General features: G+C 39.1%; 18 protein-coding genes. 13 read left to right on the forward strand and 5 right to left on the reverse strand.

Annotated elements, in window-relative coordinates; all coding sequences use genetic code 11:
* Positions 1–305 precede the first annotated feature (305 nt).
* The 3 genes from SINDD18_RS02300 to coaA all read right to left on the reverse strand — a co-directional run bounded on the left by SINDD18_RS02300 (position 306) and on the right by coaA (position 2,105).
* Complete coding sequence (locus tag SINDD18_RS02300; RefSeq protein ID WP_061862942.1) at positions 306–818, reverse strand: DNA topology modulation protein; 513 nt, start codon at positions 816–818, stop codon at positions 306–308.
* A 65-nt stretch (positions 819–883) separates the two neighbouring features.
* A complete protein-coding gene (gene rpsT / locus SINDD18_RS02305; RefSeq protein ID WP_029689628.1) occupies positions 884–1,132 on the reverse strand; it encodes a 30S ribosomal protein S20 in 249 nt (82 codons plus the stop codon).
* Between the two features lie 52 nt (positions 1,133–1,184).
* Entirely contained in the window at positions 1,185–2,105 is a 921-nt protein-coding gene (coaA, locus tag SINDD18_RS02310) for a type I pantothenate kinase (RefSeq protein WP_061862943.1), read from the reverse strand.
* A gap of 202 nt (positions 2,106–2,307) precedes the next feature.
* On the opposite strand from coaA, the gene SINDD18_RS02315 reads away from it, so the two are divergent.
* The 10 genes from SINDD18_RS02315 to SINDD18_RS02360 all read left to right on the forward strand — a co-directional run bounded on the left by SINDD18_RS02315 (position 2,308) and on the right by SINDD18_RS02360 (position 11,026).
* The gene (locus SINDD18_RS02315; RefSeq protein WP_061862944.1) at positions 2,308–2,712 is read left to right on the forward strand and encodes a hypothetical protein; all 405 of its coding nucleotides are present in this window, start codon (positions 2,308–2,310) and stop codon (positions 2,710–2,712) included.
* A 169-nt stretch (positions 2,713–2,881) separates the two neighbouring features.
* A complete protein-coding gene (locus SINDD18_RS02320) occupies positions 2,882–3,160 on the forward strand; it encodes a hypothetical protein (protein WP_061862945.1) in 279 nt (92 codons plus the stop codon).
* Positions 3,161–3,266: 106 nt separating this feature from the next.
* A complete protein-coding gene (locus SINDD18_RS02325; protein ID WP_153014386.1) occupies positions 3,267–3,857 on the forward strand; it encodes a methyltransferase in 591 nt (196 codons plus the stop codon).
* Positions 3,854–5,137 carry a pyrimidine-nucleoside phosphorylase gene (locus tag SINDD18_RS02330; protein WP_061862947.1) on the forward strand — a complete coding sequence of 428 codons (1,284 nt, stop codon included), beginning with the start codon at positions 3,854–3,856 and terminating at the stop codon, positions 5,135–5,137. Before SINDD18_RS02325 ends, SINDD18_RS02330 begins: the two co-directional genes overlap by 4 nt.
* Positions 5,138–5,154: 17 nt before the next feature.
* Entirely contained in the window at positions 5,155–5,817 is a 663-nt protein-coding gene (gene deoC, locus SINDD18_RS02335; RefSeq protein ID WP_061862948.1) for a deoxyribose-phosphate aldolase, read from the forward strand.
* Positions 5,804–6,193 (forward strand): cytidine deaminase, encoded by a 390-nt coding sequence (locus SINDD18_RS02340; RefSeq protein ID WP_061862949.1) that lies wholly within the window; start codon positions 5,804–5,806, stop codon positions 6,191–6,193. Before deoC ends, SINDD18_RS02340 begins: the two co-directional genes overlap by 14 nt.
* Positions 6,194–6,283: 90 nt before the next feature.
* Positions 6,284–7,339, forward strand: coding sequence for a BMP family lipoprotein (locus tag SINDD18_RS02345; protein WP_061862950.1), 1,056 nt, complete (start codon positions 6,284–6,286; stop codon positions 7,337–7,339).
* 140 nt (positions 7,340–7,479) lie between these two features.
* Complete coding sequence (locus SINDD18_RS02350; protein ID WP_061862951.1) at positions 7,480–9,009, forward strand: ABC transporter ATP-binding protein; 1,530 nt, start codon at positions 7,480–7,482, stop codon at positions 9,007–9,009.
* Complete coding sequence (locus SINDD18_RS02355; RefSeq protein ID WP_061862952.1) at positions 9,009–10,067, forward strand: ABC transporter permease; 1,059 nt, start codon at positions 9,009–9,011, stop codon at positions 10,065–10,067. The genes SINDD18_RS02350 and SINDD18_RS02355 overlap by 1 nt, the downstream gene beginning before the upstream one ends.
* 2 nt (positions 10,068–10,069) lie before the next feature.
* Positions 10,070–11,026: an ABC transporter permease gene (locus SINDD18_RS02360; protein ID WP_061862953.1), complete on the forward strand. Its 957-nt coding sequence runs from the start codon at positions 10,070–10,072 to the stop codon at positions 11,024–11,026.
* Positions 11,027–11,119: 93 nt separating this feature from the next.
* Here SINDD18_RS02360 and SINDD18_RS02365 read toward each other — a convergent pair whose 3' ends face one another.
* Positions 11,120–12,403 carry an MFS transporter gene (locus SINDD18_RS02365; RefSeq protein ID WP_061862954.1) on the reverse strand — a complete coding sequence of 428 codons (1,284 nt, stop codon included), beginning with the start codon at positions 12,401–12,403 and terminating at the stop codon, positions 11,120–11,122.
* Positions 12,404–12,466: 63 nt separating this feature from the next.
* Entirely contained in the window at positions 12,467–13,108 is a 642-nt protein-coding gene (gene plsY / locus SINDD18_RS02370) for a glycerol-3-phosphate 1-O-acyltransferase PlsY (RefSeq protein WP_061862955.1), read from the reverse strand.
* A gap of 215 nt (positions 13,109–13,323) precedes the next feature.
* On the opposite strand from plsY, the gene SINDD18_RS02375 reads away from it, so the two are divergent.
* From SINDD18_RS02375 to SINDD18_RS02385, 3 genes are read left to right on the forward strand one after another with little or no spacing between them, the layout of a single operon-like run.
* Entirely contained in the window at positions 13,324–13,965 is a 642-nt protein-coding gene (locus SINDD18_RS02375; protein WP_006153198.1) for an amino acid ABC transporter permease, read from the forward strand.
* Positions 13,966–13,975: 10 nt separating this feature from the next.
* A complete protein-coding gene (locus SINDD18_RS02380) occupies positions 13,976–14,605 on the forward strand; it encodes an amino acid ABC transporter ATP-binding protein (RefSeq protein ID WP_049504388.1) in 630 nt (209 codons plus the stop codon).
* 9 nt (positions 14,606–14,614) lie between these two features.
* Positions 14,615–15,457: an amino acid ABC transporter substrate-binding protein gene (locus tag SINDD18_RS02385; protein ID WP_061862956.1), complete on the forward strand. Its 843-nt coding sequence runs from the start codon at positions 14,615–14,617 to the stop codon at positions 15,455–15,457.
* Positions 15,458–15,463 lie beyond the last annotated feature (6 nt).

Genomic DNA, 15,463 nt, shown 5'->3' on the forward strand with positions numbered 1-15,463 from the left:
AGTTTTTTTTGTATCACGAACTCAGAAACTATGAACAAGATTCTCTTCATTTCTAGGGGAATAATATAGTGGATTGAAATAAGATGTGAACAGAGAGATTAGAAAAGTCAAACTAATTTCTAGAAATATTTTTAGCAGTTGTAGTGTACTGTTCTAGATTCAATCTACTATATTGTTGATTTATAAATTGCTCGAGTTATTTTTAATTGTTGAATAAAAGGAAAAAAGGAAGATTTTCTGGATGAAAATCTTCCTTTTTTAGTCAATCAGTACATGATGATTTTAATGAAATGCTACTATATTGTTTACTTTTTTAAAGATCGCAAAAAACAATCAATCTCTGCTTGAGAATGGAGAATGCGTATCTTTGCAGGGTAAGTATTGTTTAAGTGTTGGTATCTTGCCTTAGCATTTTTAGTTCGTCCATCCCAGAGAATCCAACGGATAAATTCCCAGTTGAATTGCTCGGGACATCCCGCAGCCATACTTTCTCTGACTTTTCCTCTATATTTTAAATAACGCTTAAAGGCTCTTAGCAAACAATTCCAAGCAGAGAAGTTTAAAAAGATAATCTGGTCAGCTTGCTCCATTCTTTCCTCATAGCAACACCACGAGTAGTTGCCATCAATGATCCAATCTTTGTGTTTGGTAAGGAAAGTCTCCATTTCCTTAAGCATCCAGTCACGGTCACTGTCTTGCCAACCAGGTTGAAATTGGAGAGTATCCATATGAAGTTTTGGAATAGAGTAGTGCTTGGCCAGTTTTTCTGCAAGAGTAGATTTACCTGATCCTGAATATCCGATGATAGCTATTTTCATAATGACCTCCAGAAAAATGTGCACAAAAAAAGCTCCGAAGAGCTCATTTTGTATGCAGTTAAAGATTAACCAAGTTTAGCTGCAAGACGTGCTTTATCACGGCTAGCTTTGTTTTTGTGGATCAAACCTTTAGTTTCTGCTTTATCGATAGCTGAGCTGGCAGCACGGTAAAGTTCTTCAGATGGGTTTGCTTCAAAAGCTTTGATAGCAGTACGCATAGCTGATTTTTGAGCTGAGTTCTTTTCGTTTTGTTTAACGTTCAATTCAGCGCGTTTGATAGCTGATTTAATGTTTGCCAATGTTCTTACCTCCATTTTTACTAACTATACCATTATATCTGAAAACTTACGTTTTGACAAGGGAAAATTATTTTTTTAAGTAAATTTCATCAATTTCGTGATTTTTAGATTTATGGAGAATGACCTCGGCACGATTTCGTGTCGGTTCAATGTAATTTTGGAGATTGGTGAGGTTGATACTGGTCCAAACTTGGTGAGCAAAATCTTTGACTTCACTAAGAGGAAGTTGAGTGAAACGGTAGTAATAGTTGCCTGGATCATCTTGAGCAAAGCTAAGGAGTTTTAAGAATCGATCCAAATACCAACTTTCAATATCTTCGACTGCAGCATCGACATAGATTGAAAAGTCAAAGAAATCAGTAATATAGAGACGGGCATTATGAGGATTTTGAAATACGTTGATTCCCTCAACAATGACAAAATCAGCAGCTTGAACTCGTTGTTTTTGACCTGGCACGATATCATAGATTTCATGGGAATAAACAGGTATAGCAACATCCTGACCATTTTTGAGTTGGTCTAGAAAATTAAGCAAAGCTTCCATATCGTAGCTCTCAGGAAAACCTTTACGATTAAGGATATCTTGCTCAATTAAAACACTATTTGAGTATAAAAAACCATCTGTAGTAACTAGTTCAACACTTGCTCCAGGAACGATACGAGACAGCAAAATTTGCAAGAGTCGACTAGTGGTTGATTTACCGACAGCGACACTCCCAGAAACTCCGATAATAAAGGGCTGTTTTTTGCTCTCTCTTTGAAGGAAAATACCTTTTGAAAAGGCAAGGTCTTCTTTGGAACGTTTGTAAATCTGAATAAGATGTGCTAGTGGCAGATAAATATCTGTAACGTCTTGAAGGCTAATCTGGTCATTGAAACTCTTAATAGAATCTAACTCTTCCTCGGTCAAGGGAGGAGTTGTTTTGCGATGCAAGGATTGCCAAGTTTCGCGGTTTATCTTTTCAAAATGTAAAAATTCGTTGGTCATTTGTTTTCCCCTAGATATTTTGTCTATCATACCATAAAAAGCTAAAAAAATAAAGCGGTTTCTTGAATGTGATAAGTCAGTAGTATATACTAATAAGTAGATAGAGAATGAACAATTTAATGATGAAGTAGGAGCTGATTTCTCCTGATTTTATCAGCTAATAAAGGGGGCTTTTTAGTTCACAACTTATAGGAGGTGTACTATGAAAATCATAAAAAGTTACATATTGGAACTCTGTTTTATTTTAAGTTTTGCTTTACCTTTTATAAAAGGAGTAAATGCGGATAATGGTAGACGTTTTGTGGAAATTTATTACGGTTTTACATTTTTAATGGATTATGCCATTGTAACAACTATTTTCATTTGTTCACCCCTCCTTGCATGGCTGTTAAGGAAAGGTTGGACAAAATTCCTTTCTGCTGGTAGTTATCTATTTTTGATTTTGTGGATTGCTACAGAGGGTTATTTATTCCGCATGTCAATAGAAGATTTGATACGCCTGTGGACAAGTTTGGAAATCCTGACACAAACTTATCAGTTGGGCTTTTATCTAAACATCTTCTTGGGAATACTGTTGATAATTAAGTATTTGAAGGTAAAGCAATAGTAATCAAAATGAATCTGATTATAGACAATAAATTTGTTGTTTTATCCTGACTGTGATACCTTGTAGCTCTCAATGACTTGTCATTAGTTTCCAATAATTGATAGAGATTGAGAAAAAGCGCTTTCTTTGTTAAAATATAAGGGGGAAAACCTATAAAGGAGGTGTTAAGATGAAAGCTGGATTAAGAGAAAATACGCTGGGTTTGTTCAGCCTATTTGTTATTTTTTTATGGTTATCACCAAACTGGGTGAATTTCTCCTTTACGATAGGAACTCAGAGCCATAACTGGACCACTTTTGTTTTGTTTATCTTATTACCCCTCATAGGTCTTGGCTACCTTGTGCTAGCTTTATTTAAACGAAAGTGTTGGCTCTTCTTTTTTGGTCTTGCTTGCATTTTTGCTTTTCCGATTACCATGGCAGTCGGGAGCTTTTTACTAGGTCCCTAATGTTAATCCGATTTATATTATTTTTGAGAAAATACAATGTGATTAAAGGGCTTGATACCTTTGTAAACGATTTACAATTTAAGTCAAATTATGGTAAAATAGTATCATGAGTAAAATGTATTATGCAGAAAATCCAGATGCAGCCCATGATGTTCATGAGCTTAGAGTTGAGCTACTTGGGCAAAAGATGACCTTTTTGACAGATGCGGGTGTCTTTAGTAAAAAAATGATTGACTTTGGAAGTCAATTGCTGTTAAGATGTCTAGATATTGAAAAAGGTGAAAAAATTCTTGATGTTGGTTGTGGCTATGGTCCGATAGGTTTGTCTTTGGTTAAGGCTTATGGTGCCCAAGCAACGATGGTGGACATCAATAATCGTGCCTTGGATTTAGCCCAGCAAAATGCAGTAAAAAACAAGGTTCAAGCGACTATCTTCCAGTCTAATATTTATGAGCAGGTAGAAGGACAATTTGACCATGTCATTTCAAATCCACCTATACGTGCAGGCAAGCAAGTAGTCCACGAAATCATCGAGAAAAGTATCAATTTTTTAGTAGATGGTGGAGATTTGACAATTGTTATCCAGAAAAAACAAGGAGCTCCTAGTGCCAAAAGCAAGATGGAAGAAATCTTTGGCAATTGCGAGGTTGTAAAGAAAGATAAGGGATATTATATCCTTAGAAGTGTGAAAGAATGAGAGCAGTAGATCTAATCCAGAAAAAAAGAGACGGCCAAGAACTAAGCTCCAGTGAGATTCAATGGTTGATTGAAGGTTATGTATCTGGAATCGTCCCTGATTACCAGATGGCGGCTTTTGCTATGGCAGTATATTTTCAAGGAATGACTATAGATGAGATTTCTGACTTGACTATGAACATGGTTAAGACAGGTCAGGAATTTAATTTATCGCCAATCGAAGGCATTAAGGTGGATAAACACTCTACTGGTGGAGTTGGTGATAAGGTAACTTTAATCCTAGCACCCTTGGTAGCTAGTTTTGATGTTCCAGTTGCTAAGATGAGTGGTCGAGGTTTGGGTCATACTGGTGGGACCATTGATAAGCTAGAATCCATCAAAGGTTTTCAGATTGAACGAAATCAGGATGAATTTATCAAACAAGTTCAGGATATTGGGGTTTCAGTCATTGGCCAGTCCGATCAACTGGTTAAGGCTGATAAATTGCTCTATGCTCTTCGTGATGTGACGGCAACGGTTGATACTATTCCCTTGATTGCTAGTTCGGTCATGAGTAAAAAAATTGCTGCTGGAGCTGACGCTATCTTACTTGATGTAACAGTGGGTGAAGGTGCCTTTATGAAAACAGTTGACGAGGCACGCCAACTTGCTCAAACCATGGTAAACCTTGGTAAGGCGGTAGGTCGTAAGACAGTAGCAGTTATTACAGATATGAGTCAACCTTTGGGATGCGCCATTGGTAACCGTTTAGAAATCCTAGAAGCACTGGAAATTCTTCAAGGTAAAGGACGTCAAGATATTAGCCACTTTATCTGCGAGCTAGCTCAGATTATGCTTTCTTTAGCAAATGTTGAAAAAACTGTCGAGGAAGTAAGGCAACATCTTGAAAACGGTAAGGCTCTCAAGAAATTCGAAGAGATGGTTGTAGCTCAGGGTGGAGACCTAGAAGATCTCTATCGTCCAGTAAAAGTTGACCATGTAGTTGACATTCCTGCTCAGGAGGATGGTATTATCGCAGAACTTCCAGCCATGGAGTTTGGTCTTTTTGCTATGAGATTGGGTGCTGGTCGTGCCGTTAAAACAGACGCCCTTGACTATGAGACAGGTATCGTTTTTGAGAAGAAAGTGGGAGATTCGGTCATACAGGGTGAAATTGTCGCAAAAGTATATACAAATGGGAAAATTTCTCCGGAACTAGTTACAGATTTCCAAAATTATGTTAAAATTAAAATAAGTGATGAAGCGATAAAAACGCGTGAAATCATTGAAATTATCTCCTAATTTAAGGAAAAAACGAAATGAAACTAAATAAATACATTGATCATACGCTTTTAAAGCAAGATGCGACAGAAGAACAAATTAATCGTTTGTTATCTGAAGCTAAAGACTTTGATTTTGCCAGTGTTTGTGTCAATCCTTGCTGGGTTTCGCATGCAAAAACTGCACTCGTAGATACTGATGTCAAGGTTTGTACAGTAGTAGGATTCCCTCTTGGAGCTACAACTTCAGCTGTCAAAGCTTATGAAACCAAAGAAGCTATCCAAAATGGTGCTGACGAAATTGATATGGTCATCAATGTTGGAGCGCTTAAGTCTGGGAATGCTGACTTGGTCGAATCAGATATTCGAGCAGTTGTTGAAGCAAGCGGTGACAAACTCGTTAAGGTTATCATCGAAGCTTGCTTACTTACGAATGATGAAAAAGTTTTGGCTTGCCAACTCGCTCAAAAGGCAGGGGCAGACTTTGTCAAGACGTCAACAGGCTTCTCAACAGGTGGTGCAACTCTACCGGATGTTCAATTAATGCGCCTGACAGTTGGACCTGATATGGGGGTTAAGGCTGCTGGTGGAGCTCGTTCTTATGCAGATGCAGTAGCCTTTGTTGAAGCTGGAGCTACTCGTATCGGAACATCTTCTGGTGTAGCAATCTTAAAAGGAGAGTTAGCAGATGGCGACTACTGAGTTGATTGACTTAGCGATTGAGACTAGTAAAAATGCCTATGTTCCTTATTCACATTTTCCGATTGGTGCCGTATTGGTAGCCAAGGACGGAAGTATCTATACAGGGGTTAACATTGAAAATGCTAGCTACCCCTTGACCAACTGTGGCGAAAGAACGGCAATCTTTAAGGCGGTCTCTGAAGGACAACGTGAGTTTTCAGAATTGATTGTCTATGGTCAAACTGAGAAACCTATTTCTCCTTGCGGAGCTTGTCGCCAAGTTATGGTCGAATTTTTTAAACCAGATCTAAAGGTGACTCTAGTTGCCAAAGATAAATCGACGGTCGAGATGACGGTCGGGGAATTACTTCCATACTCATTTACAGACTTGCATTAGTCTGCGTCACTCTTTGAGTGACAAGGGTCCTTGTGGCCAATCAATCCATACTTGCAACTTCGTTGCGCATCTTATTTAGGAGGTTCAGTAATGAACAAGAAACAATGGCTAGGCCTTGGTCTAGTTGCAGTAGCAGCATTTGGACTTGCTGCATGTGGTAATCGCTCTTCTCGTAACGCAGCTTCTTCATCTTCTGATGTGAAGACTAAAGCAGCTATCGTTACAGATACTGGTGGTGTTGACGACAAATCATTCAACCAATCAGCTTGGGAAGGTCTTCAAGCTTGGGGTAAAGAGCACAATCTTGCAAAAGATAAAGGATACACATACTTCCAATCAACAAGTGAAGCTGACTACGCTAACAACTTGAACCAAGCAGCAGGAAGCTACAACTTGATCTTCGGTGTTGGTTTTGCCCTTCACAATGCAGTTGAAGAAGCAGCGAAAGAACATGCAGATTTGAACTATGTTTTGATCGACGATGTGATTAAAGATCAAAAGAACGTAGCAAGCGTAACATTTGCTGATAACGAAGCAGCTTACCTTGCAGGTGTAGCAGCAGCTAAAACTACTAAAACAAAACAAGTTGGTTTTGTAGGTGGTATGGAATCTGAAGTTATTTCTCGTTTCGCAGCTGGTTTCAAAGCTGGTGTTGAGTCAGTTGACCCATCTATCAAAGTACAAGTAGACTACGCTGGTTCATTTGGTGATGCCGCTAAAGGTAAAACAATCGCTGCAGCTCAATACGCTGCAGGTGCAGACGTAATCTACCAAGCAGCTGGTGGTACTGGTGCAGGTGTCTTCTCAGAAGCTAAATCTTTGAATGAAAGCAAAAACGAAGGCGAAAAAGTTTGGGTTATCGGTGTAGACCGTGACCAAGTTGACGAAGGTAAATATACTTCTAAAGACGGTAAAGAAGCTAACTTCGTACTTGCTTCTACTTTGAAACAAGTCGGAACAACAGTTCAAGATATCGCAAACAAAGCTGAAAAAGGTGAATTCCCTGGCGGTCAAGTTATCGTTTACTCATTGAAGGATAAAGGTGTTGACTTGGCAGTAACTAACCTTTCTGCAGAAGGTAAAAAAGCTGTTGAAGATGCAAAAGCTAAAATCCTTGATGGTAGCATCAAAGTTCCTGAAAAATAATTGAAGGAAGTCATTTCTTAGGGAGCGGCCTGTGGCCGCTTCTTTAAGAATTGAGACAAATTGTTTTGTCTCAATAGAGCTTGCTAAAATTCTTTAGCAGGTTTTATTGAAATAAAATAAAACTCTGAAAGGAAGAGCACATGGCACACGAAAATGTCATTGAGATGCGTGAAATTACCAAAGTTTTCGGTGAATTTGTCGCTAACGACAAGATTAACCTTGAACTTCGTAAAGGTGAAATTCATGCACTTTTAGGAGAAAATGGAGCTGGGAAGTCCACTCTTATGAACATGCTAGCAGGGCTTCTAGAACCAACTAGTGGTGAAATTGTGGTCAACGGTCAAGTTGTAAAATTAGACTCGCCATCAAAAGCAGCTAGCTTAGGAATTGGGATGGTTCACCAGCACTTTATGTTGGTTGAAGCTTTCACAGTTGCTGAAAATATCATTTTGGGAAGTGAATTGACCAAAAATGGTGTCCTAGATATTGCTCGAGCAACTCGAGAAATTAACGAACTATCGGAGCGTTATGGTCTTGCTGTGGATCCTTCAGCCAAAGTAGCAGATATCTCTGTTGGTGCTCAACAACGTGTTGAAATATTGAAGACACTTTATCGTGGTGCCGATATTCTTATCTTTGACGAACCAACTGCCGTTTTGACGCCGTCAGAAATCGATGAGTTGATGGCTATCATGAAGAACCTGGTCAAAGAAGGCAAATCCATTATCTTGATTACCCATAAGTTGGATGAGATTCGCGCAGTATCTGATCGTGTTACAGTTATCCGTCGTGGGAAATCTATCGAAACAGTGGAGATTGCTGGTGCGACTAACGCTGACTTGGCAGAAATGATGGTTGGACGTTCTGTTTCCTTCAAAACTGAGAAACAGCCAGCTCAACCAAAAGAAGTTGTACTATCTATCAAAGATTTAGTAGTCAATGAAAACCGTGGGGTTCCAGCTGTTAAAAATCTTTCTCTTGATGTTCGAGCTGGTGAGATTGTTGGGATTGCCGGGATTGATGGAAATGGTCAGTCTGAGTTGATCCAAGCTATTACAGGACTTCGTAAAATCGAGTCAGGTAGCGTAGAGTTAAAAGGTCAATCTATCTCTGGATTACATCCTCGTCAAATCACTGAAATGAGTGTGGGACACGTTCCAGAAGACCGCCACCGTGATGGTTTGGTCTTGGAAATGATGATTTCTGAAAATATCGCTCTTCAAACCTACTATAAAGAACCTCTTAGCAAGAAGGGAATTTTAAATTATACGAATATCGTTGACTATGCAAAAAAATTGATGCAGGAGTTTGATGTTCGTGCTGCTAGTGAGATTGTTCCAGCTTCTGCCCTTTCTGGAGGAAATCAACAAAAAGCAATCATCGCTCGGGAGATTGATCGAAATCCGGATCTCCTCATCGTCAGCCAACCAACTCGTGGTTTGGACGTCGGTGCCATTGAGTACATTCACAAACGCTTGATTCAAGAACGTGATAATGGGAAAGCTGTCCTTGTAGTCAGCTTTGAACTAGATGAGATTCTAAATGTCTCAGATAGAATCGCTGTTATCCATGATGGTAAGATTCAAGGGATTGTAACGCCAGAAACAACCAACAAGCAAGAACTTGGTGTCTTGATGGCTGGTGGTGAATTGGAAAAAGGAGAAGAGTGATGTCTAAAAAATTACAACAAATTTCGGTTCCCTTGATTTCTGTTATCCTTGGAATCTTGCTTGGAGCCATCGTCATGTGGATTTTTGGCTACGATGCTATTTGGGGTTATGAAGAGTTGTTCTATACGGCCTTTGGTAGTGTTCGTGGTATCGGTGAAATTTTCCGTGCTATGGGTCCGTTAGTCTTGATCGCTCTAGGGTTTGCAGTTGCAAGTCGTGCTGGCTTCTTTAACGTTGGGCTTCCTGGGCAAGCCCTCGCGGGTTGGGTTCTTAGTGGCTGGTTTGCCCTGACTCATCCTGATATGCCACGTCCTTTGCTGGTTCTCGCAACCATTATCATTGCGCTAGTTGCAGGGGGGATTGTTGGTGCGATTCCAGGTGTTCTTAGAGCTTATCTTGGAACATCTGAGGTTATTGTTACCATCATGATGAACTACATTGTTCTTTATGTGGGGAATGCCTTTATTCACTCCTTCCCTAAAGATATTATGCAGAGTACTGACTCATCCATTCGTGTTAGTGCCAATGCAACCTATCAGACACCTTGGCTTTCTGAGCTAACAGGTAACTCTCGTATGAACATCGGTATTTTCTTTGCTATCATTGCAGTCGGAGTTATCTGGTTCTTGCTTAAGAAGACAACTCTCGGTTTTGAAATCCGTGCAGTTGGTCTCAATCCAAATGCTTCTGAATATGCAGGTATTTCAGCTAAACGCACCATCATCCTATCAATGATTATCTCAGGTGCCCTTGCAGGTCTAGGTGGAGCAGTAGAAGGACTCGGGACCTTCCAAAACGTTTATGTCCAAGGTTCATCATTGGCGATCGGCTTTAACGGAATGGCGGTTAGTCTACTCGCTGCAAACTCACCGATTGGAATTCTATTTGCAGCCTTCTTGTTCGGAGTGCTTCAAGTTGGAGCACCTGGTATGAATGCTGCTCAAGTACCATCTGAGCTTGTAAGTATCGTTACAGCCTCAATTATCTTCTTTGTCAGTGTTCATTACATCATCGAACGCTTTGTCAAACCAAGAAAACAACTTAAAGGAGGTAAATAAGGATGTCGATTACAACAATGTTAACCCTTATGGTTTCTTCAATGTTGATTTACTCAGCACCACTTATTTTCACAAGTATCGGAGGAGTTTTCTCTGAACGTGGTGGAGTTGTTAACGTTGGTCTTGAAGGAATCATGGTCATGGGTGCCTTTTCTGGAGTTGTTTTTAACCTTGAATTTGCTCAAGATTTAGGAGCAGCGACTCCTTGGTTGGCTCTTCTAGTTGGTGGATTAGTCGGAGCTATCTTCTCGCTCATTCATGCAGTGGCTACAGTTCATTTCCGTGCTGACCATGTTGTCAGTGGTACTGTGCTAAACTTGATGGCGCCTGCCTTGGCTGTTTTCTTGGTAAAAGTCCTTTATAACAAGGGGCAAACGGACAACTTGGTTCAAACCTTTGGTCGTTTCGATTTCCCAGTCTTAGCCAATATTCCATTTCTAGGAGATATCTTCTTCAAGTCAACCAGTTTACTTGGTTACCTTGCGATTGCTTTCTCATTCTTAGCATGGTTTATCCTTTTCAAAACACGTTTTGGACTTCGCCTTCGTTCAGTCGGTGAACATCCACAAGCAGCTGATACATTGGGAATCAATGTCTACAAGATGAGATATTTGGGTGTTGTGATTTCAGGTTTCCTTGGGGGAATCGGAGGAGCTATCTATGCTCAGTCAATTTCCGTCAATTTCTCAGTTACAACGATTGTAGGACCAGGATTTATTGCTCTTGCAGCTATGATCTTTGGTAAGTGGAATCCTGTCGGAGCTATGCTTTCAAGTCTTTTCTTTGGATTATCTCAAAGTTTGGCAGTTATCGGTTCTCAACTTCCTTTCTTGCAAGGAGTTCCAACTGTTTACTTGCAGATTGCACCATATCTCTTGACCATCGTCGTACTAGCAGCCTTCTTTGGAAAAGCTGTTGCGCCGAAGGCGGATGGTATCAACTATATCAAATCTAAATAAACAAAAAAAGCGTCAGTTTGAAACTGATGCTTTTTTATCAAGAATTATACCTCGTAAAGATATCAAAAAAGGTTTTTCACTTACAACTATTAATCACTTTGAACTTGCTTCATTTACTTTTAAAAGGTTGAAAATGCGAGGTAGTAGGAACATCGTATAGATTAGAAGGCAAGTACCGCCAACAATAAAGATGACCCCACCATTTACTTCTTGTTGGAATAAATAAGTAAATACAAGTGTCCCTATCGGCATAATAGAGGTATTGAGTGTAAATAAGGTACTCATAACTCTGCCTAAAAATTTAGTCTCAATGGTACTTTGAAGGTAGGTCATGACAACAATATTTAAGATAACCAGAGTAAATGCGATGATTCCCATGAATAAACCACCAAGAGTTGAAATAAGGATTTGAGACTGGGTTGTTGAAAATGTTACTCCTAAACCAATAATCGCAATGATTAGAAGAAAAAGAGGGAAGCTGATTTTATTAGAGAGGAGTTTGTTTTCTTTTTTGTCCGGTAGTAGTGACATGGAAATACTAGCTAGCAGCATTCCAATTGCTGACATGGTTTCAAGGATTCCAATGGTTGCATTATCTAAGAGGAGCTGTTCTTTGACTACAAATGGGACTCCAATACTGATAGAGGTGTAGAAGAAGTTAAGAACGACACTCACAAGAATGATGTATTTAACAATCTGATTTTCTTTTAAAAAGTGAATAATTTCTTTAACTCCATACAGCTGTTTTTCCAGTTTTTTGTTCGTCGTTTCAGGTTCTTCATACTCGTAGTAAAATTTCATAGTGAGCAGAACTCCTAATGATAGAAAGTTTGCAAGGATTACGATAAGAATAAAACCTGCAAAACCAATCCAACTATAAAAAATAACTCCGATAGCTGGAGAAAGCATAGTTGCAATAGCGATGGCGGTCTGTGTAACAGAACTTAATCGTTGAATTTTTCTGTCATTGACTAATTCATGAATAGAAGCTGAATAACAAGTGTCACTGATATTGACTGTGATAGAGTGGAGTACGACGAATGGAATCACCAGATACAAGATACTAGATGAATCTGTTAAAAAATAGAAGGCATAAAAGAAGAGAAAGATAAGCATCCGAAAAATGAAATTAAAGGTTAGAATCTTTTTATGGCGGTACTTATCTACTATATTGCCAATAGGTACCAAGAAAATCAAACTAACTAAAGGATAAATAATCATATTTATCCCAAAACTCATAGCAGATTTTGTTTGGTCCAGTAACATCAAACCTAAAGCAAAATTGAATGCTTTACCACTCAGCGAACCGATGAAGTTACTGATAAAATCTTTAATGATTTGATGGTTAGACTCACGGTCACTAATACTATGTTGCATACTATTTCTTCCTTAATCTTTGAGCAGTAGTAGAGCTAGATTCTCAAAAACTTTTTCTCTCAATCATTTTTTAGGTTTTTGATGGGTAAGATTTAGTCCCCAAGGAACTAGGTTCTCAGTTTTGTTTTGAATACGATTGATGTTATCCTTATGGCGAATGATAATTAAGCTTGCGAGGGCTAGGATAATCACTACAAATAATAAATCGTAACTTGGAAGTAGGAAACCGATAAGCGGAAAGAGAATCACCCCAAGTACAGCAGCAAGGGCAGCAGTAACACTAGAGAGAGAAATCATACTGCCTAGATAAAGAGTTCCAAAGAAGACAATTGCTAGATAGAGGCAAAATAGAGGAGCAAATCCGAAAATGACTCCAGCACTAGTTGCGACAGCCTTTCCTCCTTTAAAGCCTGCAAATACTGGGAAGGTATGCCCAATTACAGCTAAAAGGCCAAAGACTAGAGGTGAAACACCTTGAACATGAAAGATAAATGGAAGCAAGGTTGCGATGGTTCCTTTGAAAAAGTCAATCACGAAGGTTGCCATACCCGCTTTCTTCCCAAGGATTCGAAAGGTATTGGTCGTTCCAGTATTACCAGAACCATGTTCTCTTAGATTAATCTTAAAGAATATTTGCCCGATCCACAGTCCTGAAGGGATAGAACCCAATAAATAAGCTAAAATTAATAATACTATTGTCATCATGCTTCTATTATACCATGAAATAGGAGAGAAACGGAAAGGAATCTTTTCTCAAATTGTGACATCTGATACTTTATGTAAGTAGAAAATTTTTCTCATGAACACTATTGTTCGGAAATTAAGGCTAAAGTTTTAAAAATTCATGGAAACTTCTGAAAATCCTTGATTTTATGTTTATTTATGCTATAATAGGAACAATTATTTTTAGGAGGTGGAATATGTCTTACTTATTCGAGATATTACCAAGTTTATTGAGCGGTGCGACAATGACGTTACAAGTTTTTGCACTGGTCTTACTTTTTTCAATCCCTTTAGGCATTTTGGTTGCCTTTTGCTTACAGGTCCATTGGAAACCCCTCCATTACATGATTGATATCTATATCTGGGTGATGCGCGGGACACCCTTGCTCTTGCAACTAATTTTTATTTATTATGTCCTTCCAAGTATTGGGATTCGTTTAGATCGTGTGCCTGCAGCGATTATTGCCTTCACGCTTAATTATGCAGCCTATTTTGCTGAAATTTTCCGTGGAGGGATTGCAACGATTCCTCAGGGGCAATACGAAGCAGCTAAGGTTTTGAAATTTAATCCTATCGATACCGTTCGCTATATCATCTTGCCACAGGTGACCAAGATTGTCTTACCAAGTGTATTTAACGAGGTTATGAGTTTGGTTAAGGATACTTCTCTGGTCTATGCACTCGGTATTTCAGATTTAATCCTAGCCAGTCGTACTGCAGCCAATCGTGATGCTAGCTTGATTCCAATGTTTCTAGCAGGAGCTATTTATCTGCTTATGATTGGTATCGTTACAATCCTAGCTAAGAAACTTGAGAAAAAGTTCAGCTACTATAGATAGGAGGTTAACCATGTTAGAGTTAAGAAATATCAGCAAAAAATTTGGAAAAAAAGAAATTTTATCCAATTTCAGTTTAACAATTCCTGAAAAGCAAATTTTGGCCATTGTTGGCCCTTCTGGTGGTGGAAAGACTACCTTGCTTAGAATGTTAGCTGGACTTGAGACCATTGATTCAGGAGAGATTTTTTATAATGGAGAATCCCTACCTTTGGATGAACTTGAAAAGCGCCACTTGTTAGGTTTTGTTTTTCAAGATTTTCAGCTTTTTCCTCACTTATCCGTTATGGAAAACTTGATTTTGTCACCTATCAAGACTATGGGGATGTCTGAAGCAGATGCAAAGAAGAAGGCGGTCGACTTATTAACTCGTCTGGGTCTAGAAGCTCATGCAGATGCTTATCCATACTCATTATCTGGTGGTCAAAAGCAACGGGTTGCCTTAGCACGCGCTATGATGATAGATCCTGAAGTGATTGGGTATGACGAACCAACTTCAGCCCTTGACCCAGAGTTGCGTCTCGAGGTTGAAAAACTGATCCTACAAAATCGAGAATTAGGCATGACTCAGATTGTCGTGACTCACGATCTCCAGTTTGCAGAGAATATTGCTGATCAGATTCTCAAAGTAGAGCCTAAGTAGGAGGTGTCTATGAATCTAAAGAAAATCAGCCTTGTTTTGGTATTCTTACTTGCTTTTTTCCTAGTAGGATGCACACAAAAATCTAGTGATCCCAAAGTCGATAATTGGGACAAATACCAAGAACAAGGTACAATTACCATCGGGTTTGACAATACCTTTGTTCCCATGGGCTTTGAAGAAAAGAATGGGCAATATGCTGGATTTGACATTGATTTAGCACAGGCTGTTTCTGAGAAACTTGGTTTCAAGGCACAATTTCAACCCATTGATTGGGACATGAAGGAAACCGAACTTCAAAACGGCACCATTGATGCTATCTGGAATGGATATTCAGCGACTGATGAACGCCGTGAGAAGGTTGCTTTTACCATTCCCTACATGGAAAATCAACAAGTTCTCGTCTCTAAAAAATCGCAAAATATCCAGTCGGTTTCGGATATGAAAAATAAGATTTTGGGAGCCCAAGCAGGTTCTTCTGGTTATCTAGATTTTGAAGCTCAGCCAGAACTCTTGAAAAACATTGTAAAAGATCAAAAAGCCAACCAATATCAGAGTTTTAACGAAGCCTTGATTGACTTGCAAAATGATCGGATTGATGCCCTCTTAATAGACCGTGTTTACGCCAATTATTATCTTGAAACTGAAGGAATTTTAGACCAGTATGAGATTTTTCCAGCTGGTTTTGAGAGCGAGTCTTTTGCAGTTGGTGTGAGACCAGCAGATAAGACCTTGTTAGCGAATTTGAATCAAGCTTTTGTGGAATTGTATCAAGATGGAAAATTCCAAGAAATTAGCCAAAAATGGTTTGGTGAAGATATTGCAACAAGTCAAGTTAAAGGAAAAGAAAACTGAGACTGG

It is taken from the genome of Streptococcus infantis (assembly GCF_001579645.1).
Taxonomy (GTDB): Bacteria; Bacillota; Bacilli; order Lactobacillales; family Streptococcaceae; genus Streptococcus; species Streptococcus infantis_E.

Coding starts and splice junctions, on each gene's coding strand:
- SINDD18_RS02320 (WP_061862945.1), top strand. CDS start 2,882: ATGAAAGCTGGATTAAGAGAAAATACGCTGGGTTTGTTCAGCCTATTT.
- SINDD18_RS02355 (WP_061862952.1), top strand. CDS start 9,009: ATGTCTAAAAAATTACAACAAATTTCGGTTCCCTTGATTTCTGTTATC.
- plsY (WP_061862955.1), bottom strand. CDS start 13,108: ATGATGACAATAGTATTATTAATTTTAGCTTATTTATTGGGTTCTATC.
- rpsT (WP_029689628.1), bottom strand. CDS start 1,132: ATGGAGGTAAGAACATTGGCAAACATTAAATCAGCTATCAAACGCGCT.
- SINDD18_RS02300 (WP_061862942.1), bottom strand. CDS start 818: ATGAAAATAGCTATCATCGGATATTCAGGATCAGGTAAATCTACTCTT.
- SINDD18_RS02380 (WP_049504388.1), top strand. CDS start 13,976: ATGTTAGAGTTAAGAAATATCAGCAAAAAATTTGGAAAAAAAGAAATT.
- SINDD18_RS02375 (WP_006153198.1), top strand. CDS start 13,324: ATGTCTTACTTATTCGAGATATTACCAAGTTTATTGAGCGGTGCGACA.
- SINDD18_RS02325 (WP_153014386.1), top strand. CDS start 3,267: ATGAGTAAAATGTATTATGCAGAAAATCCAGATGCAGCCCATGATGTT.
- deoC (WP_061862948.1), top strand. CDS start 5,155: ATGAAACTAAATAAATACATTGATCATACGCTTTTAAAGCAAGATGCG.
- SINDD18_RS02340 (WP_061862949.1), top strand. CDS start 5,804: ATGGCGACTACTGAGTTGATTGACTTAGCGATTGAGACTAGTAAAAAT.
- SINDD18_RS02365 (WP_061862954.1), bottom strand. CDS start 12,403: ATGCAACATAGTATTAGTGACCGTGAGTCTAACCATCAAATCATTAAA.
- SINDD18_RS02360 (WP_061862953.1), top strand. CDS start 10,070: ATGTCGATTACAACAATGTTAACCCTTATGGTTTCTTCAATGTTGATT.
- coaA (WP_061862943.1), bottom strand. CDS start 2,105: ATGACCAACGAATTTTTACATTTTGAAAAGATAAACCGCGAAACTTGG.
- SINDD18_RS02350 (WP_061862951.1), top strand. CDS start 7,480: ATGGCACACGAAAATGTCATTGAGATGCGTGAAATTACCAAAGTTTTC.
- SINDD18_RS02330 (WP_061862947.1), top strand. CDS start 3,854: ATGAGAGCAGTAGATCTAATCCAGAAAAAAAGAGACGGCCAAGAACTA.
- SINDD18_RS02315 (WP_061862944.1), top strand. CDS start 2,308: ATGAAAATCATAAAAAGTTACATATTGGAACTCTGTTTTATTTTAAGT.
- SINDD18_RS02345 (WP_061862950.1), top strand. CDS start 6,284: ATGAACAAGAAACAATGGCTAGGCCTTGGTCTAGTTGCAGTAGCAGCA.
- SINDD18_RS02385 (WP_061862956.1), top strand. CDS start 14,615: ATGAATCTAAAGAAAATCAGCCTTGTTTTGGTATTCTTACTTGCTTTT.